Raw genomic sequence first — 21,266 nt, 5'->3', positions numbered from 1 at the left:
GGGGCTGTACCGATATGCGGCTCCGCCGCGTGGGCGCGACCAGCCACAACCCACCCGCGGTCGCCCTGCCTGCCACGCCCCCGACCCATTCGGCGCCCAGCCACATCCCGATCCCACGGGACTCCCACAGCCGTGTTCCCTACGATGGCGCGGTGACCAGTACCGCGTCCTCCACGGACACCCGGCAGGACCAGGCCACCGAAGACCCGCGGCCGTCGTGGCAGCACCGCCTGCGCCGTTTCGGCTACACGGCGGCGCCGAGAAGCGACGTCCGCACCCGGCTGGTGCCCCCGTACACCCGTCCCGGCCCGCGCCTCTGGGCCGTCCTCGGCGTGCGCGAGGAGGTCGCGGCCCGCCTCGTCCGCTGGTCGTCGTGGGGCGGTCCCCTGCTGGTCACGCTGCTCGCCGGACTGATGCGGTTCCACAACCTGGGCAGCCCCAGGGCGGTGATATTCGACGAGACGTACTACGCCAAGGACGCGTGGGCGATCGTGCACCGCGGTTACGAGGTCAACTGGGCCAAGAACGCCAATGAGCTGATCCTCCAGAACAACGGGAACGTCCCGATCCCGACGGACGCGGCGTACGTCGTGCACCCGCCCGTCGGCAAGTACGTGATCGGCCTGGGCGAGCTGATGTTCGGCTTCGACCCGTTCGGCTGGCGCTTCATGACGGCCCTGCTCGGCACGCTCTCCGTCCTCATGCTGTGCCGGATCGGCCGCCGTATCTTCCGCTCGACGTTCCTCGGCTGCCTCGCGGGCGCGCTGATGGCCGTCGACGGACTGCACTTCGTGATGAGCCGCACGGCGCTGCTGGACCAGGTCCTGATGTTCTTCGTGCTGGCCGCGTTCGGCTGCCTGGTGATCGACCGTGACCGGGCACGCGCCCGGCTGGCCGCCGCCCTCCCCCCGGACGGCGACGGGATCGTACGCCCCAACTCCCTCATCGCCGAGACGACCCGCCTCGGCTGGCGCCCGTACCGCTGGCTGGCCGGCCTCTGCCTGGGCCTGGCGCTCGGCACCAAGTGGAACGCCCTGTACTTCATGGTGTTTCTCGGGATCATGACGGTGCTCTGGGACTACGCGGCCCGCAAGGTCGCCGGCGCCCGCCGGCCGCTGATCGCGACGATGCAGCGCGACCTGGGTCTCGCGTTCCTGTCCACGGTCCCGGTGATGATCGCCACCTACCTGGTGTCCTGGACGGGCTGGATCCTCTCCCCCGACGACGGCTCCGGCGGCTACTACCGCAACTGGGCCGCGACCGAGGGCAAGGGCGGCTGGTTCAGCTGGCTGCCGGACTGGCTGCGCAGCCTGTGGCACTACGAGCACGCGGTCTACGAGTTCCACGTCGGCCTGTCGTCCCCGCACACGTACCAGTCGAACCCGTGGAGCTGGATCGTCCTCGGCCGCCCGGTCTCGTACTTCTACGAGTCCCCGTCGCCCGGCAAGGACGGCTGCGCGGCCGACACCGCCGACAAGTGCGCCCGCGAGGTCCTGGCCATCGGCACACCGCTGCTGTGGTGGGCCGCCGCGTTCGCCGTCGTCTACGTCCTGTGGCGCTGGTTCTTCCGCCGCGACTGGCGCGCGGGCGCGATCGCCTGCGGCATCGCCGCCGGCTACCTCCCCTGGTTCCTCTACCAGGAACGCACGATCTTCTTCTTCTACGCCGTCGTCTTCCTCCCCTTCCTCTGCCTCGCGGTCACGATGATGATCGGCGCGATCCTCGGCCCACCCGGCGCCCCGGAACGCCGCCGAGTAGCGGGCGCGGCAGCCGCCGGCGTCCTGTTCCTCCTCATCACCTGGAACTTCATCTACTTCTGGCCCCTGTACACGGGTGAACCGATCCCCATCGACAACTGGCGCTCCCGGATGTGGATGGACACCTGGGTCTAGGGCGGTCAAGAGCAGAAATCTGTAGCGACTTATCGGTCAATGAGCGACAAGAGCTGACATCGAGAGCCAGCCGGTGGGGGCGGGCGCTAGTACTCGCACATGAGTACTCGGACCAACCCAAGCACCCCGGACTCCAGCGCTTCTCCGGACACCCGGAGCACCCCGGACGCACCTGACACACCCGATGCTCCGGAGACTCCACGCAGCGCCTGGCCGGAGAAGCTCAGCGCGGTGGCGGCCGTACTGGCCGTGCTCGTATCGGCCGCCTCCTGGGCGGCCGATCACTTCACCGGCACGTCCGAGTGGTTCGGGGTTGTCGCCGTCGTCGCCCTCGGAGGAGCCCTGAGCCTCGTGGCCGGGCTGTGGTTGTCCCCCGCTCATCCTCCGAGGGCACATTCCAAGCTGCTGCACCGGCTCTTCGTCGGACTGCTGGTGACCACGACCGTGATCAGCACCGCCATGGTCTGGCCGGGGCCGGCGTCCCCCCGGGCCCAGCGGAACTCGACCACCGGCCCGACCGCCGAGGGGGATCCGAAGTCCTCGGCGGACCCGACCAAGGGCCTGCACGTCACGAAGGTCGGTGCCCACGCGCCGACGACGGAGGGCCTGGAGGTCGCCCACTGCCTCACCGTGTCGGGGGTCGGCGAGATGCCGGAGGGTTACTGGCTCTGGGTGGCCAACAACTTCGACAGGGACGGCGAGCCCGAGGCGGGCAGCTACAACAGCATGCAGCGCGCCATGCAGACGGAGGGCCGGGCCCGTTGGGCCACGCCCGAGTTCGGGGTGGGGAAGCGGGAGAACAAGGAGCAGATCATCTGGATCCACGTGTTCCTGTTGCCGGAGGCCACGGACGAACGGCTGAAGCGCGTCCACGGAGGCGCCTGGGGAATCTCGGGCTCGTATCCCGGCACCGAACCGATCGCGGCCTACAAGGTGCGGCAGGACGGTACCGGCGACTGCTAGGCCCTGTCGCCAAATTCCCGATCGGATCGCGCCGACTTTGGGGCGCGCCGGATGTGCGCACCAGGCCCCGCGGCCGGCAGGCGCGCACCTCTCGTGCGCGCCTGCCGCATCGCGGCCTTTCAGTCCCGCGGTGCGACGCGGATACGGTTCCCGTCAGGATCGGCCGCGAGGAAGGTCAGCCCGAACCCCGCGTCATGAGGCTCGCGCAGGATCGTGACCCCCTTGGAACTCCACTGCTCGAAGGTCGCATCGACCTCACCGGGTCCACCGTCGACGGCCAGGCAGACCTCACTGGTGCGCGGGACGTCCGGTGACAGATCCTCGAACTGGCCGGACCACAGACCGAGGTCGGCGCCCGGCCCGAGGTCGAACGTGATGTAACCCGGAGTCTCGAACGAGGGGCTCATGCCGAGGAGGTCGCCGTAGAAACGGGCCGCGGCGGGAGCGTCGTTCACGTAGACGATGGACACGACGGACGTGGTCATGGTTGTCCCTTCTCACAGGTGGTGGGTACGCGTCCGCCAGCCTGACCGGGATATGCGCCGCATCCTGTCGCGATTCCTGAACAAGATCGGTGTGTGACCCCAGACCGCTTCTTCACCCTGATCCTGCTCCTCACATCGAGGGACGCCGTGACCACACAGTCACTCGCCTCGGCGCTCGGAGTGTCCCTTCGCACCATCACCCGAGACCTGAACTGGCTCCGCGACGCCGGTCTGCCGGTGACCGCACACCGGGGCCGCCTCGGAGGCGTGACCATGCTGCCCGGGTCCGGACCCGACCTCACGCGACTCACACCGGGCGAGCGTGATCATCTGTCGCTCACCGGGCTGGACGAGAAGCAACGCGCGGAGATCGACACATCGGCCGCATACCGGCGCGCGCTCTCCAAGATCGCCGCTGCACAGCCACGTCGAGTTCATGAGCTCCTGCCGCTCACCGACGTGGTGCACGTGGACAGCAATCCCTGGCATCGGGCACGCGCTTCCGGCACGACTCCGGCTTCGCTGATCGGCGCGGTGCGGCGAGGCCGCCGGCTACGGATCGAGTACGAGAGCCCACGCGAGTCATGCCCTCGCGACCTGGTCGTGGATCCCTACGGGCTGTTCGCCAAAGCCGGCATCTGGTATCTCGTCGCCGACCGTGCCCGAGTGCCACGGATGTACCGACTCGAACGGATCGCGACGTGGAAGGAAGTCGACCAGCCACGACGGATCCGCGAGAGCGAGACCCTGGCCACGGTCGCCGCGGCGCTCATCGATCAGTGGGAGCAGCACCACGTGACAGAGGTCAGCGCCACCATCGACCAGACCCAGATCGAGCGAGCGCAACGGATCTTCGGCCTACGCCTCGTCCTGGACGACCATGAGGAATCCGGCACCGGCCGCAAGGTGACGATCCGCTTCCTGCGCCTGGAGGACGTGCGGGCACTGCTGCCGTTCGGGAGCGCCATCACCGTGCACGGCCCCACCGAGGCCAGGACCCACCTCCGCGACCTCGCCACCGACCTTGCCCACCACTATGCGCGGCCACCGGTACGGACCTTGGCCCGGGAGACCATGACCTGACTCCGGGTGTGGCTGGATAGGTGAGCGCGACGGCCTGAAAGCGGGCCTTCGGATCCGTACGGCTAACAATCAGGGCACGCACAGGAAGCATTGTTCCCATGCGTTGCTCCCCCGTGTTTACAGTGAGCCTCGGCAAGCGGTTTCTGAACGTGTTCAAAGGGTGTTCGGGGCCGGACGGGAAGCCACTACGGGGCAACGGGGAAGGGGACGCATCATGCGCAAGGGGGTCAAGGTCGCCATGGTCGGCGGGGTGCTCGCCGCGATGGTGGGGGGTGCCGGGTACGGCGGGTACAACATCGTGACCGCGCTCAACGGGGACGGCGGGGGCGTGGAGAAACGCACCGGGCCGCCCGGCGAGGACGAGGTGCGGGAGACCACGGAGAAGTTCTTCGCCGCCTGGGAGAAGGGGGACGCGGCCACGGCCTCCTCGTACACGAACGACGCGGTGGCCGCACAGGCCGTGTTCGGCAGCTTCGTCGACGCCGCGCGGATCGCGGACGTGAAGATCGAGCCGGGCCAACCCACCGGCTCGGGGGACAGGACCGTCCCGTACTCCGTCGCCGCCACGGTGTCGTACGACGGCAAGAGCAAGAAGCTCGCCTACGAGAGCCGACTGACCGTCGTACGGGGGAAGACGACCGGCCGGGCCCTGGTCGACTGGCGGCCGTCCGTCGTGCACCCCGAGCTGAAGGCCGGCGACACCCTGTTCCTCGGCGAGGCGGCGGCGCCGCCCATCGAGGCCGTGGACCGCAACGGCAAGGTGCTGACCAAGGAGAAGTACCCCTCCCTCGGACCGATCCTCGACACCCTGCGCGAACGGTACGGCCCCGACGCGGGCGGCATCCCCGGTGTCGAACTGGGCATCCGGCACACCACCACGAACGCGGGCGACACGACCCTGCTCACCCTCGCCGAGGGCAAGGCGGGCAAGCTGGAGACCACGATCAGCGCGGGGGTGCAGGCGGCGGCCGAGAAGGCGGTCAAGAAGTTCGGAGAGTCGTCGGTGGTCGCGCTGCAGCCCAGCACCGGGCAGGTGCTCGCCGTCGCCAACAACCGCAGCGACGGCTTCAACGCGGCCTTCCAGGGCGAACTGCCGCCCGGCTCCACCATGAAGATCATCACCGCCGCGATGCTCATCGACAACGGCGTGACCTCCATGAACGGCCCCGCCCCCTGCCCCGACACGGCCACCTGGCAGAGCCAGACCTTCAAGAACCTGCCGGGTCTCAAGGCCGACGAGACAGCGAATGCCACGCTCGCCAACAGCTTCGAGCGGTCCTGCAACACGGCCTTCATCAAGCTGATCGACGAAGAGCCGCTGACCGACGCATCGTTGACCGAGGAGGCGCAGGAACGGTTCGGGATCGGCCGGGACGACTGGAAGACGGGCATCGCCTCCATGGACGGCAAGGTGCCGCCGTCCGGCGGGCCGAACCGGGCCGCCAACGCGATCGGGCAGGGCGACGTGCTCATGAACCCGCTGAACATGGCGTCGGTGACGTCCACGGCGATCACGGGGCGGTTCCGGCAGCCGTATCTGGTGTCGCCGAAGCTGGACGAGCGGGAGTTGGCGACGGCGAAGGGGTTGAAGGCCGGTACAGCGTCGCAGTTGAAGCAGATGATGAGGCTGACCGCGACGCAGGGAACCGCGAAGACCGTCATGGCCGGGCTGAGCGGGGACATCGGGGCGAAGACCGGGTCCGCAGAGATCGACGGGCAGGCGGTGGCGGACAGTTGGTTCACCGGGTTCCGTGGGGATGTGGCCGCGGCGGCGATGTCGGAGGGGGGCGGCCGCGGGGGGTGAGGCGGCCGGTCCGATCGTGGTGGATGTGCTGAAGGCCGGGGGGTGAGTGTGGCTCGGGCGGCCACATCGCCGGGCCTGGGGTGATTTCCGGTTCGCGCCGGTTGAGGTTGCGGAATCGTTGCGGGGTGCGGTGCGTGGGGGCTGATCGCGCAGTTCCCCGCGCCTCTGAAAAGCCGGGGCCGCGCCCCGCGCTTTTCAGCCTCGCGCGACCTCCGCTTTCAACCCGGCGGGGCCCGGTCTTTCAAGGGCGCGGGGAACTGCGCGAGAAGCCTCACCGGGCCCACGGTTAACAGCGGCCCGGCCCACGGAGTGATCCTCGGGACTCTAGTGTGGTGGTTCTCGTTGAGGAACGAGAGGCAGCCGGGGGCAGCGGAAGGTCGGAGCGTGGGTAAGAGAAGGCGTGTCGACGAGCGGAAGACCGCGAAGTCGGGGAGGTCACGGCGGCACCTCGTGCTGGGCGGAGTCGCTGTCGCGGCCCTCGGCGGCGGCGCGATGGCCGTGTACACGGTGTTCGGCGCCGGCGCGGCCGCCGAGGACGGCTCGGCCGACGGCAAGGCCGTGAAGAGCGGCCCCCTGTCCGCCGCCGAGGTCCGCACCGCCGCGACCACGTTCCTCACGGCCTGGCAGAAGGGCACGGTCGCGAAGGCCGCCGCCGCCACCGACGACTCGGCGGCCGCCACGGCGGCGCTGACCGGCTTCACCAAGGACGCCCACATCAAGGACGTCACCCTCACCCGAGGCAAGCGCGCGGGCGACGAGGTGCCGTTCACGGTGAAGGGCACTGTCTCCTTCAAGGGCACCGAGAAGCCGCTGACCTACAAGTCCGCCCTCACCGTCGTACGGGCGAAGAAGGACGGCGAACCCGTCGTCGCCTGGCAGCCGTCCGTCGTCCACCCCGAACTGGCCGAGGGCGACCGGCTGGTGACCGGCGAGGCCGGCACTCCCCCGGTGAAGGCCCTCGACCGCGACGGCGGCGAGCTGACGACCGAGAAGTACCCGTCGCTGGGCTCGGTGCTGGACGGCCTGCGGGAGAAGTACGGAAAGAAGGCGGGCGGCAAGGCGGGGGTCGAGCTGCGGATCGTCCGCGCCGACCCGGCCGAGGACGGGTCCGACGGCAAGTCCTCCGCCGAGCCCACGGACACCGCCAAGTCCGCGAACTCCACCAAGTCCACCAAGTCCAGCAAGGAGAAGGCCGCCGACAAGACGCTGCTGGAGCTGAGCGAGGGCACCCCGGGAGAGGTGAGGACGACGCTCAGTCCGGCGCTGCAGGCCGCCGCCGAGGAGAAGGTGGCGGCCACGAAGCGGGCGTCGGTGGTCGTGATGCGCCCCTCGACCGGCGAGATCCTGGCCGCGGCCAACTCCAGCAGCTTCAACGTGGCCTTCCAGGGCTCGCTGGCCCCCGGCTCCACGATGAAGATCGTGTCGTCGGCCCTGCTCATCGACAAGGGCCTGGCCTCGGCGGACAAGGGCCATCCGTGCCCCAAGTACTCGTCGTACGGCGGCTGGAAGTTCCAGAACGACGACAAGTTCGAGATCAAGGGCGGGACGTTCAAGGCGAGTTTCGCCCGCTCCTGCAACACCGCCTTCATCTCCCAGGCGAAGAAGCTGGACGACGACTCCCTGACCAAGGAGGCCCAGCAGGTCTTCGGGCTCGGCCTGAACAACTGGGCCATCGGTGTCTCCAGCTTCGACGGCACGGTGCCGGTGCAGAGCGCCGCCCCGATGGCGGCCTCGCTGATCGGCCAGGGCGGGGTGCGGATGAACCCGCTGAACATGGCGTCGGTGGTCGCGACGGCCAAGACGGGCGTCTTCAAGCAGCCCTACCTGGTCCCGCCGTCCGTCGACGACCGCGCCCTGGCCACCGCCTCCCGGCCCATGTCCACCACGGTCCGCGCCCAGCTGCGGGAACTCCTCCAGTACACCGCGGCGGCCGGTACGGCGGCCGAGACGATGTCCGGCCTCGGGCCCGACTACGGCGCCAAGACCGGAACGGCCGAGGTCGACGGCCAGAAGAAGCCCAACGGCTGGTTCACCGCCTGGAAGGGCGACCTGGCCTCCGCCGGGGTCGTCCAGCAGGGCGGTCACGGCAGCGAGTCGGCGGGCCCGATCGTGGCCGCGCTGCTCAAGGCGGGCAGCGGCGGCTGAGCGACGGCGCGCACGACACGCGAGGCGAGACCGGCCGGCGGCCGGCCAGGCGGGCAGCCAGGTGGGCGGGCGGTTCAACCGCCGGCGGCGTCCGTCCGCTGCACGGAGCGCTCCTGGATCGGCATCTCCTCGTACGGGTCGGACGACGGCCGCAGACACCAGTCGAGCATCGACGGCCAGGGGCCGTAACCCGAGTCCGGGTTGAGATGGGCCTCGCCGGGCAGCACGTCGGCGGGCAGGCCGAGGGGGCTCGCGTACGCGGTGGCCGCGCCCGGCAGGCAGTACGGGTCGTTGTCGCTGCCGACGACCCGGGTGTACGTGGCCGACGCGGCCAGCCGCTCCGGGGTCAGCGGCGGCGGGGCGAACTCGGCGATCTCCGGCTGCTTCAGGGCGAACTCGGGGGACGGCGGGGCCACGAGGAGGACGCGGTCGACGGGGCCGGACAGGATGCCGTCCCGGGCGACCGCGTGCAGCCACAGCAGACAGGCCAGGCTGTGGCAGACCACCGTGATCCGCCGCCCCGCCAACTCGCCGAGCAGCGCGTCCAGTTCCGCGAGCCAGCGCTCCAGGTCCGGGTCGTCCGCCTCCGGGAGCTGCGGGTAGGCGACCTCGTGGCCCAGGTCGGTGAGGCGGTCGGCCAGCCAGTGCTGCCAGTGGGCGGGCGGGCGGTGGTTCTGCCAGCCGTGCAGGAGGAGGAAGGCGCGGGTGTCGTCGGCGGGTGGGGTTTCTGTCATCCCTCGATCGTCAGCGAAACGGATCAGTCGGTCCAGTGCCGTCTCTGTTGCTGGATGAGTTTTCGGGGGCGGGGCTGGTTCGTTTGCGGTGCGTCGCCCGGTGCGTTGTCGAGTGCGGGTGGGTGGGGGCTGGTCACGCAGTTCCCCGCGCCCCTGAAAAGCAGGGGCTGCGCCCCGAGCTTTTCAGGCCCGCAGGGCCTGGTCTTTGTCTTCAGGGGCGCGGAGAACTGCGCGAGAAGCCCCACCGGCCCCGCACCGGGCGACGCACCCCGACAACCCACTCGCATGGCCCCTACACCCACCACTACGGTGCCGCACATGACCACCGACGCACAGGACACCACCGACTCCGGAGCCCACCCCCTCTTCACCGAGGCACTCACCACCCTGGGCCTCGACGAACTGCACCACCACATCCGCCGTTTCCCGGAGGCCACCCGCACCGCGGCGGAGGCGGCCGCCGCCCTCGGCTGTGAGCTGAGCGAGATCTGCAAGTCGCTGATCTTCGCCGCCGACGGCGTCCCCGTGCTGGTGCTCATGGACGGCGCCTCCCGCGTCGACGTGGAGCTGGTCCGGCGTGAACTCGGCGCCACGAAGGTCACCCGCGCCCGCGCCGACGTCGTACGCGAGACGACCGGGTACGCGATCGGCGGGGTCCCGCCCTTCGGGCACCGGACGAGGACGCGCGTCCTCGCGGACCGCTCGCTCCTCGCGCACGCGACGGTGTGGGCGGCGGCCGGCACGCCGTACACCGTCTTCCCCATGGAGCCCGAGGCCTTGATCGCGCACGCGGGGGCGACCCTGGTGGACGTCCGCGAGACCGCCGCCACCGACGAGCCGGGCGAGCCGGTCGCGTGACGCCGCTCGTCACCGCGGCGGTGCTGCTCGCCGCCGTGACCCACGCCAGCTGGAACGCGATCGCGCACAGGATCACGGACAAGCTCGTCGGGTTCACGCTGATAGCCGGCGGCGGCGCGCTGATCGGGTTCGCGATGGTGCCCTTCGTGTCGCTCCCGGAGTCCGCCGCGTGGCCGTACCTGATCGCGTCGGTGGTCATTCACCTCGTCTACTACGTGCTGCTGATGACGTCCTTCCGGCTGGGCGACTTCGGCCAGGCGTACCCGATCGCCCGCGGCTCCGCACCCCTCGTCGTCACCGTCCTCGCCGCGGTCTTCGCGGACGAGGTGCCGGACGGCTGGGCCACGGCCGGCATCCTGCTGAGCTGCGCCGGGCTGACGGGCGTCGCGCTGTGGGGACTGCGTGGCGGCCGGCCGCACTGGGCGGCGATCGGGGCGGCGCTGGCCACGGGCCTGTCCATCGCGGCGTACACGGTCGTGGACGGCCTCGGTGTCCGGGCCTCCGGGTCCACGATGGCCTACATCGCCTGGCTGATGGCGCTGGAGGGGCTCGCGATCCCCGCGTACGCGGCCTGGCGGTGGCGCGGGGAGACGGTCGCGCGCCTCCGGCCGTACGCCGGTGTGGGCCTCCTCGGCGCCGCGCTGTCCGTGGCGGCGTACGGGCTGGTCCTGTGGGCCCAGACGAAGGCCGAGTTGGCACCCATTGCGGCCCTGCGGGAGTCGTCGATCATCGTGGGGGCGGCGATAGGCGCGGTGCTCTTCAAGGAACGGTTCGGAGCGCCCCGCCTGGTGGCTGCGGGACTGCTGGTGGTGGGCATCGGGCTGATGCTGCGGGCCGGGTAGACGGGGGACGGGAGAAGCAGGACGCGGGGCGGGCATCGTGTGGGCCGGGCGCAGGTCGTGCATCCGTCGGCGGGGAGGAGCACTCTGGAGAGAGCGGTTCCGGAGGTGATCGTCATGATGAAAACCGCTGTCGGATGGCACATCGAGCTGGAGTTCCAGGAGGACGATCAGCGCACACGGGCGGCGGCCCTCGTCCGGCTCCCCGACGGGAAGGAAGTACGCGCCAACGGCTACGCCAGCCGCCACCAGACCGACGCCAATCAGCCCCGGGTCGGCGAGGAGATAGCCGGGGCCAGGGCCTTGAACGAGCTCGCCATGAAGCTCCTCACCAAGGCCCACGACGAGATAGACGAGGCATCGGGCAGGACGTCCCACCCGATAGCCCTCTGAGCGGGCGGCGACAGGCGCCCGGCGGGCGAGTAGGAGGCGCCCGGCGGCGCGACCCGACCCCACCACCCCGGCCGACCCCCGTCGGCCGGGGCTCCGTCGGCGCGGGCCCGGGCGCCCAACAGGCCCGATTCCTCCCTGTGGTTGACTGACCCCGTGTTGCACGAGTCGGTCTTCCGGTCCGTGGACCTCCCGGTGGACGCCCGGTTCGAGGCCTGGGCGGAGCTGCTGCGGCAGACGCACGCGCCCATGGACCTGGTCCCCATCCCCCTGTCGACGGCCGACCGCGGCCACCACCCCGGCGCCGACTACCACGCCCACCAACGCCTGATCGCTCTGGGCGACGTGACGATCTGGCCCGCCACCTTCGACCCGATCGTCTTCCGCCGCACCCCGAGGATGGTCCGGCAGTCCGACCCGGAGACGTTCCATCTCTCCCTCCTCCTCCAGGGCGAGGGCGCCGCCACCTGGGGCCGACAGCAAACCGCGTACGAGGCGCAGGACTTCCACGTCAACTGCACCTCGATGGCGTACGAGATCCTCACCGGCACCGAACCGGTCACCACCGTCGGCATCGAGATACCGCGCTCCCTCGTCGCCCTGCCCGCGCACAAGGCGGACCGGGTGATCGGCAGCCGTCTGTCGGGCCGGGAGGGCGTCGGCGCGCTGCTCGCGCAGTTCCTGATGCGGCTGGCCGAGGACACGGCCCCGTACGGGCCGGCCGACGCGTCCCGCCTGGGCACGGTCGTCGCCGATCTGATCACCGCGCTCTTCGGCCATGTCGCCGACACGGAGCCGCGCCTGACACCGGAAGCCCACAGGCGGACGCTGCTGCTGAACATCAAGGTGTTCATACGGCGGCACCTGGGCGACCCCGACCTCACGCCCGCGGCCATCGCCGCCGCCCACCACATCTCCCGCAGCTATCTGCACCGGCTCTTCCAGGCGGAGGGCCTGACCGTCGCGGCATACGTCCGCGACCAGCGGCTGCGGAACGCGTACCGCGATCTCACCGCCCTCGACCCCGTTCTGCGGGCCACGCCGATCCACGCGATCGGGGCGCGCTGGGGGTTTCCACGGGCGGCCGAGTTCAGCCGGGCGTTCCGTACGGCGTACGGGGTGCCGCCGAGCGAGCTGCGGAGCCGGATCGCCGCCGAGGGGGCGGTGAACAGTGGACTCGTTGCCAAGTGACAGTGGACCGTCTGCCAACGACACGCGGGGAAATTCGACGCATCCTGGTGAGCGCCGCCGCGGAGGGCGGTCGTCCGAATCTCCGGGATCGGGCCAGGACACCACGGGGGAGCCCTGGGCCGGTCCGTCCGCTCACCGCGGCGGCCGCCCTCCGCGAGGTCTGCCCGCGCCGTAGCGCAAGGTACGCCCCGTGCCGAGGGCGGGGCCGCGGCCGGGCCGCGCAGCCCCTTCAGCCCTTCAGGGCCTCCCGCACCGCCCGCACCAGCGCCTGCGCCCTCGGGTCCGCCGTCACCGTCTTGCGGTAGCCGTTGGTGACGTAGCCGAAGGCGATGCCTGACTCGGGGTCGGCGAAGCCGAGGGGGCCGCCGCGGCCGGGGTGGCCGAAGGAGGTCGGGGCCAGCAGTGGGGAGGCGGTCCCATGGAGCATGTAGCCCAGTCCGAAGCGGGTGTTGACGACGAGGACGCGGTCGGGGCCGGAGGACTCCTCCGCGCGGGCCGCCGCCAGCGTCGCCGGGCCGAACAGCCGTACGCCACCGACCTCGCCGCCGTCCGCGCCTTCGGCCTCGCCGCCGCCCGCGCCCGCGCCCTCGACCTCGCCGACGAGTGCCGCGTAGAAGCGGGCCAGGCCGTCGGCCGTGGCGATGCCGTTGGTCGCCGGGAGCGCGGCCGCGCGGTACGCGGGGTCGTTCTGGTCGGGGAACGGGGTGATCGCGGCGAAGGCCCGGCGGGTGAGGGAGTCCGGGTCGTCGTAGGCCTCGGTGACCGACCGCTTGGCGCGGACCCTGAGGCCGCCGGTGGGCTCGGGCGCCGCTTCCAGGCGTCCGGCGCGGCCGACCCGACCCGTCGCCGCCACCGAGTCCGGCAGGCCCAGCCACAGGTCGGCGGCGAGGCCCAGCGGGGCGGCTATCTCGGACGCGATCCACTCGCCGGTGCCCCGGCCGGTCACGCGCCGGACCAGTTCGTCGAGCAGCCAGCCGTAGGTGAGGGGGTGGTAGCCGTGGGCGGTGCCGGGCTTCCACGCGGGCGTCTGCGCGGCGACGGCCTCGGGTCCCCGGCGCGGGTCCAGCGCCTCGGCGGGGGTGAGGGGGTGGTCGAGGACGGGGAGCCCGGCCCGGTGGTTGAGCACGTGCCGCACCAGCACCCGGTCCTTGCCGTGCGCCTTGAACTCCGGCCAGTACCGGCCCAGGGGTACGTCCAGGTCCAGTTCACCGCGCTCGGCCAGCATCAGCGGTACGGCGGCGGCGACGCCCTTGGTCGCCGAGCGCACGATCTGGGCGGTGTCCCGCCGCCAGGGTTCGGTGCCGTCGACGTCCCGGGTCCCGGCCCACAGGTCGACGACCCTGCGCCCGTGGCGGTACACGACGACCGCCGCGCCCCGCTCGCCCAGCGCCTCGAAGTTGCGTACGAACGCGGCCCTGACCGGCTCGAAGCCCTCGGCGACCGTACCGTTCACGTCCACGTCGGTGCTCCCTGTCCGTTCACACTCGCCGCGTTCGTCACGGCGACGGGTGCAACGTACACGCACGGCCCCGGATTCCCGCGCCCGGGGCGCGGTGGAGCCCGGCTCAGCCCAGCACGATCGTGACGTCGATGTTGTCGCGGGTGGCGTTCGAGTACGGGCAGACCTGGTGGGCGGCGTCGACGAGCTCGGCCGCGACGTCCTGGTCGATGACCGGGAGGGAGACGCTGAGGGCGACGGCGAGGCCGTAGCCACGCTGCTGGTTGGGGCCGATGCCGACCTTCGCGGCGACGGTGGAGCCGGTCAGGTCGTAGCCCGCACGGCGGCCGACGAGGACCAGCGCGTTGTGGAAGCAGGAGCTGTACCCGGCGGCGAACAGCTGCTCGGGGTTGGTGCCGTCGCCGTCGCCGCCCAACGCCGGCGGCATCGCGACCTTGAGGTCGATCTGGCCGTCCTGACTGCTGATGTAGCCGTCACGACCGCCGTGCGCGGTGGCCTCGGCGACGTACATGATCTTCGTCGGACGCGTGTCGGTGCGGGTCTCCACAGCGGTGTCGTCAGTCATTCCCCTGGCCTCCCCCGGGACGAGCGCGTGGCCTCCCCAGGACAGGCGCGCACGAATACATCGTGCACAAGGTACCGGCCGGTAGGGGAGTGTGGTTACCAGGGGGTAGTAACCATGGGTAACCGTGCTCAGCGGCCCGCCGCCCTGGTCGCCCTTGCCGTCAGCTGCCACAGCTCCTCACGCAGCCGGGTCACCTCGGGGCCCTGCAGCCCGGTGGCGGCGGCGAGGGTGGCGGGGACGGCGGCCGCGCGCTCGCGGAGCTGTTCGCCGCGCCCGGTGAGGGCGATCCGCACGGAGCGCTCGTCGCGCGGCGACCGCTCCCGGCGCAGCAGGCCGGCCGACTCCAGCCGCTTCAGCAACGGCGAGACCGTGCCGTAGTCGAGGCGCAGGGTGCCCGCCAGGTCCTTGACGCTGGTCTCCCCGTGCTCCCAGAGGGAGAGCATGACCAGGTACTGCGGGTAGGTCAGGCCGAGTTCGTCGAGCAGCGGGCGGTACGCGGCGGTGACCGCGCGCTGGGCCGCGTAGAGCGCGAAGCACAACTGCTCGTCGAGGAGCAGTGAGCCGTGCCGGGGCGCATCCGCTTGGTTCGTCACGTGGTCCATTGTCGCGGACGCCGTATTCGTCCGCGGGGCCGGTGGAGGTTGTTCGCGCAGTTCCCCGCGCCCCTGAGGAGCCGGGACTCCGTCCCAGCCTTTTCAGGCCCCCGTCCGGCCGTTCACCGACCGCGGATCGAATCCGAACGGCAGTTCAAGCCGATGCGCCCGCATCAGGTCCTCGTCGACCAGGAGTTCACCCGTCGGGCCGTCCGCCGCGATCACCCCCTCGCTGAGGATCAGCGACCGCGGGCACAGTTCGAGCGCGTACGGCAGATCGTGCGTGACCATGAGGACCGTGACGTCCAACGACCTCAGGATGTCGGCCAGTTCGCGCCGCGACGCCGGGTCGAGGTTGGAGGACGGCTCGTCGAGGACGAGGATCTCCGGCTCCATGGCGAGCACCGTCGCCACGGCCACCCGCCGCCGCTGCCCGAACGAGAGGTGGTGCGGCGGCCGTTCCTTGAACTGCGCCATGCCGACCTGTTCGAGCGCCCGGTCCACCCGGGCCTCCAACTCGGCCCCGGTCATGCCCGCCGCCGCCGGCCCGAAGGCCACGTCCTCCCGCACGGTCGGCATGAAGAGCTGGTCGTCGGGGTCCTGGAAGACGATGCCGACCTTCCGCCGGATCTCGGCCATGTGCCGCTTGCCGACGGGCATCCCGGCGACGGTCACCGTGCCCGCGCCCCCGGTGAGGATGCCGTTGAGGTGCAGGACGAGGGTGGTCTTGCCGGCTCCGTTGGGCCCGAGCAGCGCGACGCGTTCGCCGCGTCCGATGGTGAAGTCGACCCCGAAGAGGGCCTGGTGGCCGTCGGGGTAGGCGAAGGCGAGCCCGGCGACTTCGAGCGACGGGGCGAGGAGGGGTTCGGACACGGTCACAGGCTCCATCCCAGCAGACAGACGACGAGCGCGGCGACCGGGAGGGCGAAGGCGTACGACCACTGCGCCCGGGACGCGGTCACCTCGTCGATGACGGGCATGGTGCCCGCGTACCCCCGGCTGATCATGGCCAGATGGACCCGCTCGCCGCGCTCGTACGAGCGGATGAACAGCGCCCCGGCGGTCTTGGCGAGCACGCCCCAGTGCCGTACGCCGCTCGCCTCGAACCCGCGTGACTCGCGCGCGATCCGCATCCGCCGCAGCTCGTCGGTGATGACGTCGCCGTAACGGATCATGAAGGACGCGATCTGGACGAGCAGCGGCGGCAGTCCGAGCCGTTGGAGGCCGAGGAGGAGGGCGCGCAGTTCGGTGGTGGAGGCGAGGAGGACGGACGCGGCGACGCCCAGCGTCCCCTTGGCGAGGACGTTCCAGGCGCCCCACAACCCACTGACGCTCAGCGACATCCCGAGGACCTCGACGCGCTCGCCCTGCGCCACGAACGGCATCAGCACGGCGAACGCGACGAACGGGACCTCGATCAGCAGGCGTCGGAGCAGCAACCCGTAGGGGACACGCGCCACGTACGCGACCACGCCCAGCAGCACGGCGTACAGCCCGAACGCCCACATCGCCTCCCGCGGCGTCGACACCACGACGATGACGAAGGCGAAGACAGCCGCGAGTTTGGTGTGCGGCGGCAGGTCGTGCACGGGCGAGTGCGCGTGCCGGTAGAGCTTGTGGACGTGGCCCGCGCCCATGTCAGGCGTTCTCGGGCACGGAGGTGGGGGACGACGCGGCCTCGCCCTCGCCGCCGCGCCGCTTGCGTACGGCCCAGAAGATCCCGGTGCCGGCGACGACGGTGACGCCGACACCGATCACGCCCGCGAGGCCGCCGGCGAGGCGGGCGTCGGTGAGGCCCTCGACGCCGTAGTCGGCGAGCGGGGAGTCGGCGGCGGCGTGGTCCTCGGCCTTGGCGTCGAAGCCCTTGTCGGCGGCGACCTTCTCCAGGCCGTCGGGGCTGGCGGAGGCGTAGAAGCTGACGACACCGGCGAGCAGGAGGGAGGTGCCGAGGCCGGCGAGGATCAGCTTGCGGGTCGAGCGGGCGGCGGCGGGCACGGGCACGGGCGTGGTGGCCGGCTCGGCGGCGGGGGCGTCCACCAGCTCGCCGTTCACCCGGAGCTTGAGCGGAGCGGTCAGGCCCCGGGCGCCGTGCACGAGGTCCGGGCGTACGGCGACGACGGCGCCGACCGTGGCGGCGGTGATCGCGGCCTCGCCGATGCCGATGAGGGTGTGGACGCCGACCATGGCGGTGAGCACCGAGCCGATCGGCACGTCCGTGGTGCCGCCGATCGCGAACACGAGGGTGAAGGCGGCGGCCGAGGCGGGCACGGAGACCAGGGCGGCGACGAAGGCCGAGACGGTGATCGAGCGCCGCTTGCGGGGGAGGATCCTGACCAGCGCGCGGAAGAGGGCGTAGCCGACGACGGAGGTGACCACGCCCATGATCGTGATGTTCACGCCGAGGGCGGTGAGACCGCCGTCCGCGAAGAGGACGCCCTGCATGAGGAGCACCACGGACACGCAGAGGACCCCTGTACAGGGGCCCACGAGTATCGCGGCCAGGGCCCCGCCGAGCAGATGTCCGCTGGTCCCGGCCGCGACCGGGAAGTTCAGCATCTGCACGGCGAAGATGAACGCGGCTACGAGTCCGGCGAGGGGCGCCGTCCGCTCGTCCAACTCGCGCCGGGCACCGCGCAGACTCACCGCGACCGCACCGGCGGCGACGACTCCGGCGACCGCCGAGACGGGGGCGTTGATGAATCCGTCGGGGACATGCATACGAGGGCTCGCTCTCCTGGTAGGCCTGGCCGGGGGCCGGGCCACCGAGTGGGGACGCGCTGGCTGGAACCTTACGATGATAGAGCCTTATTGCGAGTCTCTTGCAAGAGCATGCACCAGCCGATTAGCCAATGACTCGCCGAACATCGTGGCTCTTACGGCCGCCTTGCAGTGCCCTTCCAGGGCTTCCGGGGGCGCGCGGCCGAAAATATGCGACATTGGAGAGGCGAGCGGACAGCGGATTCACAGCTTCTGCTTGCGTCACTCAGTGTGAGGAGACGTTCGATGTCCGTCACTGTCGAGCAGTACGCGCGGGCCCATGTCGTCACGGACTCCCCCGAGGACCGGGACACCGTTCCGGTCGTCCTCCGCTACGACCCCGACACCGACGCCTCCGCCGTACGCGTGCGCCTGCCCGGCCCCGACGAGTGGGCCTTCCCCCGTGAGCTGCTCGAACGCGGGCTGCGCACCCCCACCACCGCCGGCCCCGTGAGCATCTGGCCCTGCGGGCGGGTGCAGGCCGTCATGGAGTTCCACTCCGCGAGAGGGGTGGCGGTGATGCAGTTCGACACCAAGGCACTGATCCGCTTCCTGCGACGGACGTACACGGCCACCCCGGTGGCGCACTGAGCGGAGCGTCCGGCACTGCCGCGGGGGGTAGCCATGACGGCGTAGTCGTTACGGCGATCGACGCTGAGCCCCGGTCGCCGCGAGCACCGCAAGCATGGGGGACGCATGACAACGCGGACGAACGACGCCAGGGACCCCGGGAGCAGGACGGTCCCCGGTGAAGGGCTGGCGCCGCCGTACACCCTGGCCTCGCTGTGGGTCGTACGGCACGGGCAGAGCACCGCGAACGTCGCGTACGCCGAGGCCGAGCGGACGGGGTCGACCGAGCCGCTGCCGGGCCGGGGCGCGGACGTCCCCCTCTCCGACCTGGGCCGCACGCAGGCCCAGGCGCTGGGCGGGTGGCTGGCGGGGCTCGCGCGCGGCGACGACGACGGCGTGCCGGGTCCGGACCTGGTGGTGTGTTCGCCGTACGTGCGGGCGCGGCAGACGTGGGAGCTGATGGCGGGGCACCCCGGTGTGGTCCCGCCGCCGCTGCTGGTCGACGAGCGGCTGCGGGACCGGGAGATGGGGGTCTTCGAGATGCATCCGCCGGCCGTGCTGCGGGCCCGCGCGCCCGAGGAGGCGGCGCGGCGGGCACAGACCGGCGACTGGTTCTACCGTCCGCCGGGCGGTGAGGCGCTGGCCGATGTGGTGCTGCGGGTACGGGACCTCGTGGGCGAGCTGGACCGCGTCGCCCCCGGCCGCCGGGTCCTCCTGGTCGCCCACGACGCGATCGCCGTCGCGGTACGTCTGGTGTGCGCGGGGCTCGGCGCGACGGCGCCGGACCTGCTGCCGCCCGTCCCCAACGCCTCGGTCTCGCGGTGGGACAACGACGGACGGCGGTTGCGGCCGGCTCGGTGGGGCGACACGCGGCACCTCGAACAGCCGGGACCGACCGGCTCCCCGGCCGCGGCTACACCGGCACCGTGAGCGTGGCGGTGTAGCCCTTGTCGGTGCTGCCCTCCATGGTGGCGAGCTGCTGGTCGTAGCCGTCGCTGAAGATCATGTCGGTCTCCAGGGAGAGCTCGCCGAGGTTCTGGCCGCTGTCGCCGTAGCCGTCCGTTGCGTACACGGTGTCGCACACGTCCTTGGGGAAGGCGAGCTGCGAGGTGACGGCGATGTTCTTGGTGGCGGTGGCGTCGGCGAGGCTGTCGTAGACCTCGAAGTGGAGGTGGGGCCAGCGGCCGGGGTAGCAGCCGGGGAAGACCGAGGTGAAGGTGAGCCGGCCCTCGTCGTCGGTCTCCTGGACGCCGCGCAGGTAGTTCTCGTCGGTGACGCCGTCGGAGTAGAGGGAGTACCGGCCTTCCCGGTCGCACTGCCACAGGTAGACGGCCGCGCCCTTCTTCGGGGCGTCGCAGCCGGAGGACTGGTCGACGACGGTGAGTGTGACCGTCAGCGGGATGCCTTCGGCGACGCCCTTCGACGAGCCGAAGCTCTTGGTGATGTCGCGCCGGACGACACCGCTCTCCTCCAGGACGTTGGGGCCGTTCGAGCCGTCGCCGGGGTACGGGCCTTCCGTCTCGCTCGGGATGACCTCGCAGTCGGTGCCGGTGGTGCCGGACGAGGAGGGGGCGGAGGAGGCCGGGTCGGAGGCGGAACCGCTGTCGGAGCCGTCCGAGGAACAGGCCGCCACCAGCGGGACCATGCTCGCGCCTGCCAGCAGTCTGATCATGCGGCGGCGGGCGAACACGGGCAGGTCGTGGGAGAGCCCTCCGTCGAACTCGTCGTCGTGGTGGTGGTCGTGCCCGCGATGGTGCCCGTGACCGTGACCGCTGCCCTTGGGTCCTGTACTCATCTGCGGAACCGCGCTTTCCGAATGTTCCCGTCATGGAATGAGCGTGATGCTATGGGCGATTCCTGTGAGCTTCCCAGGTCTCCGCCTGGGCGTTGCTGTGCGAGCTCGATGACACCCGGCCACTCTCGGTCAACCGGAGAGAGGGCTACACCCTTATGAGGGAATTCCAACAACTGACCCACCAATTGGCACAGTTGCCCGTCATATGCTCCCGTTCACGTGCGATGAAAGGAACGGGCGCACCCCTATGGTCAGCTCCCCTCATGAGGCCATGCACCGGATCTTCCAGCATGACCCCGGCGTCTTCACCCGAGCCGTCCGGGCGCTCGGCATCCCCTTCGACGACCCGATCTCAGCCACGCCGCTCTGCACCGATCTGACGGAAAACCGCCCGCTGGAACGGCGGGTGGACACACTGCTGAACATCGAGACGAAGCGAGGCACATTCCTTCTGGCCGTAGAGGCTCAGGGAAAGAAGGTGCCCGACAAACAAAGGAACTGGGCCTACTACCTGGCGCACCTGCACGCGAAGTACGAGATGCCCGCGGTCCTCCTCGTGGTGTGCGACAACCGGAATACAGCTGCCTGGGCGTCGGAGACCGTCGACTTCGGGCCGCCCGAGTGGCCCTCCCTCACCCTGCGCCCTCTCGTCCTGGGCCCTGCCGACGTGCCGGTCATCGACGATCCGGTCCAAGCTCGCCGGGACATCCCACTGACCGTGCTGTCCGCAGTCCTGCACCGCCGTGAGCCACAGGCCGATGCCATACTCAAAGTACTGGTAGACGCTCTGAAGGGCCTCGAAGCCCGCGATCCGGACACCGCGACGATCTTCGTTGAACTGACATCTCAGGGGCTGGGCGAATCCCCGGCCGCCAAGACCTGGAGGGCTCTCATGACCGACCTCTCGTTCTTCACGTCGCCGATCTCCGAGGAGATCCGGGAGGAAGGCCGCGCCAAGGGCAAGGCCGAGTACATCCTTCTCCTCCTCGACGGTCGAGAGGTCCCCGTGTCCGCCGCCGACCGCGACCGCATCACGTCCTGCCACGACCTCGACACCCTCAACCTCTGGTTCACCCGCGCGATCACGGCCACCTCCGCCGCCGAGGTGTTCGCCGAGGAGTGACCCTGGGGCTCTGTCCCCTG

At 71.0% G+C, this 21,266-nt stretch carries 20 protein-coding genes and 1 pseudogene; 12 read left to right on the top strand and 9 right to left on the bottom strand.

Annotated features, from left to right (window positions below; translation table 11 throughout):
* Positions 1-152 precede the first annotated feature (152 nt).
* Both P8T65_RS27475 and P8T65_RS27470 read left to right on the top strand, forming a co-directional pair.
* On the top strand, positions 153-1,892 hold the full coding sequence (locus tag P8T65_RS27475; protein WP_316727892.1) for a phospholipid carrier-dependent glycosyltransferase: 1,740 nt from the start codon (positions 153-155) through the stop codon (positions 1,890-1,892).
* A 99-nt stretch (positions 1,893-1,991) separates the two neighbouring features.
* The gene (locus tag P8T65_RS27470; protein ID WP_316727891.1) at positions 1,992-2,855 is read left to right on the top strand and encodes a hypothetical protein; all 864 of its coding nucleotides are present in this window, start codon (positions 1,992-1,994) and stop codon (positions 2,853-2,855) included.
* Between the two features lie 119 nt (positions 2,856-2,974).
* On the opposite strand, the gene P8T65_RS27465 is transcribed toward P8T65_RS27470, so the two are convergent.
* Entirely contained in the window at positions 2,975-3,340 is a 366-nt protein-coding gene (locus P8T65_RS27465; RefSeq protein WP_316727890.1) for a VOC family protein, read from the bottom strand.
* A gap of 93 nt (positions 3,341-3,433) precedes the next feature.
* Here P8T65_RS27465 and P8T65_RS27460 point away from each other — a divergent pair, with 93 nt between their 5' ends.
* The 3 genes and pseudogenes from P8T65_RS27460 (at position 3,434) to P8T65_RS27450 (ending at position 8,372) form a co-directional block, all read left to right on the top strand.
* Complete coding sequence (locus P8T65_RS27460; RefSeq protein ID WP_316727889.1) at positions 3,434-4,423, top strand: WYL domain-containing protein; 990 nt, start codon at positions 3,434-3,436, stop codon at positions 4,421-4,423.
* A 214-nt stretch (positions 4,424-4,637) separates the two neighbouring features.
* A pseudogene (locus P8T65_RS27455) lies at positions 4,638-6,273 on the top strand (penicillin-binding transpeptidase domain-containing protein).
* A gap of 338 nt (positions 6,274-6,611) precedes the next feature.
* Positions 6,612-8,372, top strand: coding sequence for a penicillin-binding transpeptidase domain-containing protein (locus P8T65_RS27450; RefSeq protein ID WP_316727888.1), 1,761 nt, complete (start codon positions 6,612-6,614; stop codon positions 8,370-8,372).
* Positions 8,373-8,446: 74 nt separating this feature from the next.
* On the opposite strand, the gene P8T65_RS27445 is transcribed toward P8T65_RS27450, so the two are convergent.
* Positions 8,447-9,106, bottom strand: a complete 660-nt coding sequence (locus tag P8T65_RS27445; protein WP_316727887.1) for an alpha/beta hydrolase — start codon at positions 9,104-9,106, stop codon at positions 8,447-8,449.
* Positions 9,107-9,424: 318 nt separating this feature from the next.
* On the opposite strand from P8T65_RS27445, the gene P8T65_RS27440 reads away from it, so the two are divergent.
* From P8T65_RS27440 to P8T65_RS27425, 4 genes are all read left to right on the top strand, one after another.
* Complete coding sequence (locus P8T65_RS27440; RefSeq protein WP_316727886.1) at positions 9,425-9,964, top strand: YbaK/EbsC family protein; 540 nt, start codon at positions 9,425-9,427, stop codon at positions 9,962-9,964.
* Entirely contained in the window at positions 9,961-10,806 is an 846-nt protein-coding gene (locus tag P8T65_RS27435) for a DMT family transporter (protein WP_316727885.1), read from the top strand. Before P8T65_RS27440 ends, P8T65_RS27435 begins: the two co-directional genes overlap by 4 nt.
* Before the next feature lie 114 nt (positions 10,807-10,920).
* Positions 10,921-11,196: a DUF1876 domain-containing protein gene (locus P8T65_RS27430; protein WP_033532019.1), complete on the top strand. Its 276-nt coding sequence runs from the start codon at positions 10,921-10,923 to the stop codon at positions 11,194-11,196.
* Between the two features lie 153 nt (positions 11,197-11,349).
* A complete protein-coding gene (locus P8T65_RS27425; protein WP_316727884.1) occupies positions 11,350-12,384 on the top strand; it encodes a helix-turn-helix domain-containing protein in 1,035 nt (344 codons plus the stop codon).
* Positions 12,385-12,613: 229 nt separating this feature from the next.
* Here the strand turns inward: P8T65_RS27425 and P8T65_RS27420 are convergent, their stop codons facing one another.
* From P8T65_RS27420 to P8T65_RS27395, 6 genes are all read right to left on the bottom strand, one after another.
* Positions 12,614-13,843 carry a serine hydrolase domain-containing protein gene (locus tag P8T65_RS27420; RefSeq protein ID WP_316727883.1) on the bottom strand — a complete coding sequence of 410 codons (1,230 nt, stop codon included), beginning with the start codon at positions 13,841-13,843 and terminating at the stop codon, positions 12,614-12,616.
* Positions 13,844-13,949: 106 nt separating this feature from the next.
* Positions 13,950-14,408 carry an organic hydroperoxide resistance protein gene (locus tag P8T65_RS27415; protein WP_184893046.1) on the bottom strand — a complete coding sequence of 153 codons (459 nt, stop codon included), beginning with the start codon at positions 14,406-14,408 and terminating at the stop codon, positions 13,950-13,952.
* A 128-nt stretch (positions 14,409-14,536) separates the two neighbouring features.
* Positions 14,537-15,010: a MarR family transcriptional regulator gene (locus P8T65_RS27410; protein WP_316727881.1), complete on the bottom strand. Its 474-nt coding sequence runs from the start codon at positions 15,008-15,010 to the stop codon at positions 14,537-14,539.
* 93 nt (positions 15,011-15,103) lie between these two features.
* Positions 15,104-15,889: an ABC transporter ATP-binding protein gene (locus P8T65_RS27405; RefSeq protein ID WP_316727880.1), complete on the bottom strand. Its 786-nt coding sequence runs from the start codon at positions 15,887-15,889 to the stop codon at positions 15,104-15,106.
* Positions 15,877-16,638, bottom strand: coding sequence for a cobalt ECF transporter T component CbiQ (gene cbiQ / locus P8T65_RS27400; protein WP_316727879.1), 762 nt, complete (start codon positions 16,636-16,638; stop codon positions 15,877-15,879). Before cbiQ ends, P8T65_RS27405 begins: the two co-directional genes overlap by 13 nt.
* 1 nt (position 16,639) lies before the next feature.
* Positions 16,640-17,719: an energy-coupling factor ABC transporter permease gene (locus P8T65_RS27395; RefSeq protein ID WP_316727878.1), complete on the bottom strand. Its 1,080-nt coding sequence runs from the start codon at positions 17,717-17,719 to the stop codon at positions 16,640-16,642.
* Positions 17,720-18,004: 285 nt separating this feature from the next.
* Here P8T65_RS27395 and P8T65_RS27390 point away from each other — a divergent pair, with 285 nt between their 5' ends.
* The gene (locus tag P8T65_RS27390) at positions 18,005-18,349 is read left to right on the top strand and encodes an SsgA family sporulation/cell division regulator (protein WP_184893036.1); all 345 of its coding nucleotides are present in this window, start codon (positions 18,005-18,007) and stop codon (positions 18,347-18,349) included.
* 105 nt (positions 18,350-18,454) lie between these two features.
* Positions 18,455-19,258: a histidine phosphatase family protein gene (locus P8T65_RS27385; RefSeq protein WP_316727877.1), complete on the top strand. Its 804-nt coding sequence runs from the start codon at positions 18,455-18,457 to the stop codon at positions 19,256-19,258.
* On the opposite strand, the gene P8T65_RS27380 is transcribed toward P8T65_RS27385, so the two are convergent.
* Positions 19,242-20,123 carry an intradiol ring-cleavage dioxygenase gene (locus tag P8T65_RS27380; protein ID WP_316727876.1) on the bottom strand — a complete coding sequence of 294 codons (882 nt, stop codon included), beginning with the start codon at positions 20,121-20,123 and terminating at the stop codon, positions 19,242-19,244. The two genes, P8T65_RS27385 and P8T65_RS27380, sit on opposite strands and share 17 nt — an antisense overlap.
* Positions 20,124-20,370: 247 nt before the next feature.
* Here P8T65_RS27380 and P8T65_RS27375 point away from each other — a divergent pair, with 247 nt between their 5' ends.
* The gene (locus P8T65_RS27375; RefSeq protein ID WP_316727875.1) at positions 20,371-21,246 is read left to right on the top strand and encodes a hypothetical protein; all 876 of its coding nucleotides are present in this window, start codon (positions 20,371-20,373) and stop codon (positions 21,244-21,246) included.
* Positions 21,247-21,266 lie beyond the last annotated feature (20 nt).

This window comes from Streptomyces sp. 11x1 (genome assembly GCF_032598905.1).
Lineage (GTDB): Bacteria > Actinomycetota > Actinomycetes > Streptomycetales > Streptomycetaceae > Streptomyces.
Note: the sequence above shows the minus strand (reverse complement) of the source record. Positions and strands in the feature narration are given on the sequence as shown.

Coding starts and splice junctions, on each gene's coding strand:
- P8T65_RS27470 (WP_316727891.1), top strand. CDS start 1,992: ATGAGTACTCGGACCAACCCAAGCACCCCGGACTCCAGCGCTTCTCCG.
- P8T65_RS27465 (WP_316727890.1), bottom strand. CDS start 3,340: ATGACCACGTCCGTCGTGTCCATCGTCTACGTGAACGACGCTCCCGCC.
- P8T65_RS27445 (WP_316727887.1), bottom strand. CDS start 9,106: ATGACAGAAACCCCACCCGCCGACGACACCCGCGCCTTCCTCCTCCTG.
- P8T65_RS27440 (WP_316727886.1), top strand. CDS start 9,425: ATGACCACCGACGCACAGGACACCACCGACTCCGGAGCCCACCCCCTC.
- P8T65_RS27430 (WP_033532019.1), top strand. CDS start 10,921: ATGATGAAAACCGCTGTCGGATGGCACATCGAGCTGGAGTTCCAGGAG.
- P8T65_RS27415 (WP_184893046.1), bottom strand. CDS start 14,408: ATGACTGACGACACCGCTGTGGAGACCCGCACCGACACGCGTCCGACG.
- P8T65_RS27410 (WP_316727881.1), bottom strand. CDS start 15,010: ATGGACCACGTGACGAACCAAGCGGATGCGCCCCGGCACGGCTCACTG.
- P8T65_RS27405 (WP_316727880.1), bottom strand. CDS start 15,889: ATGGAGCCTGTGACCGTGTCCGAACCCCTCCTCGCCCCGTCGCTCGAA.
- cbiQ (WP_316727879.1), bottom strand. CDS start 16,638: ATGGGCGCGGGCCACGTCCACAAGCTCTACCGGCACGCGCACTCGCCC.
- P8T65_RS27395 (WP_316727878.1), bottom strand. CDS start 17,719: ATGCATGTCCCCGACGGATTCATCAACGCCCCCGTCTCGGCGGTCGCC.
- P8T65_RS27390 (WP_184893036.1), top strand. CDS start 18,005: ATGTCCGTCACTGTCGAGCAGTACGCGCGGGCCCATGTCGTCACGGAC.
- P8T65_RS27385 (WP_316727877.1), top strand. CDS start 18,455: ATGACAACGCGGACGAACGACGCCAGGGACCCCGGGAGCAGGACGGTC.
- P8T65_RS27380 (WP_316727876.1), bottom strand. CDS start 20,123: ATGAGTACAGGACCCAAGGGCAGCGGTCACGGTCACGGGCACCATCGC.
- P8T65_RS27375 (WP_316727875.1), top strand. CDS start 20,371: ATGGTCAGCTCCCCTCATGAGGCCATGCACCGGATCTTCCAGCATGAC.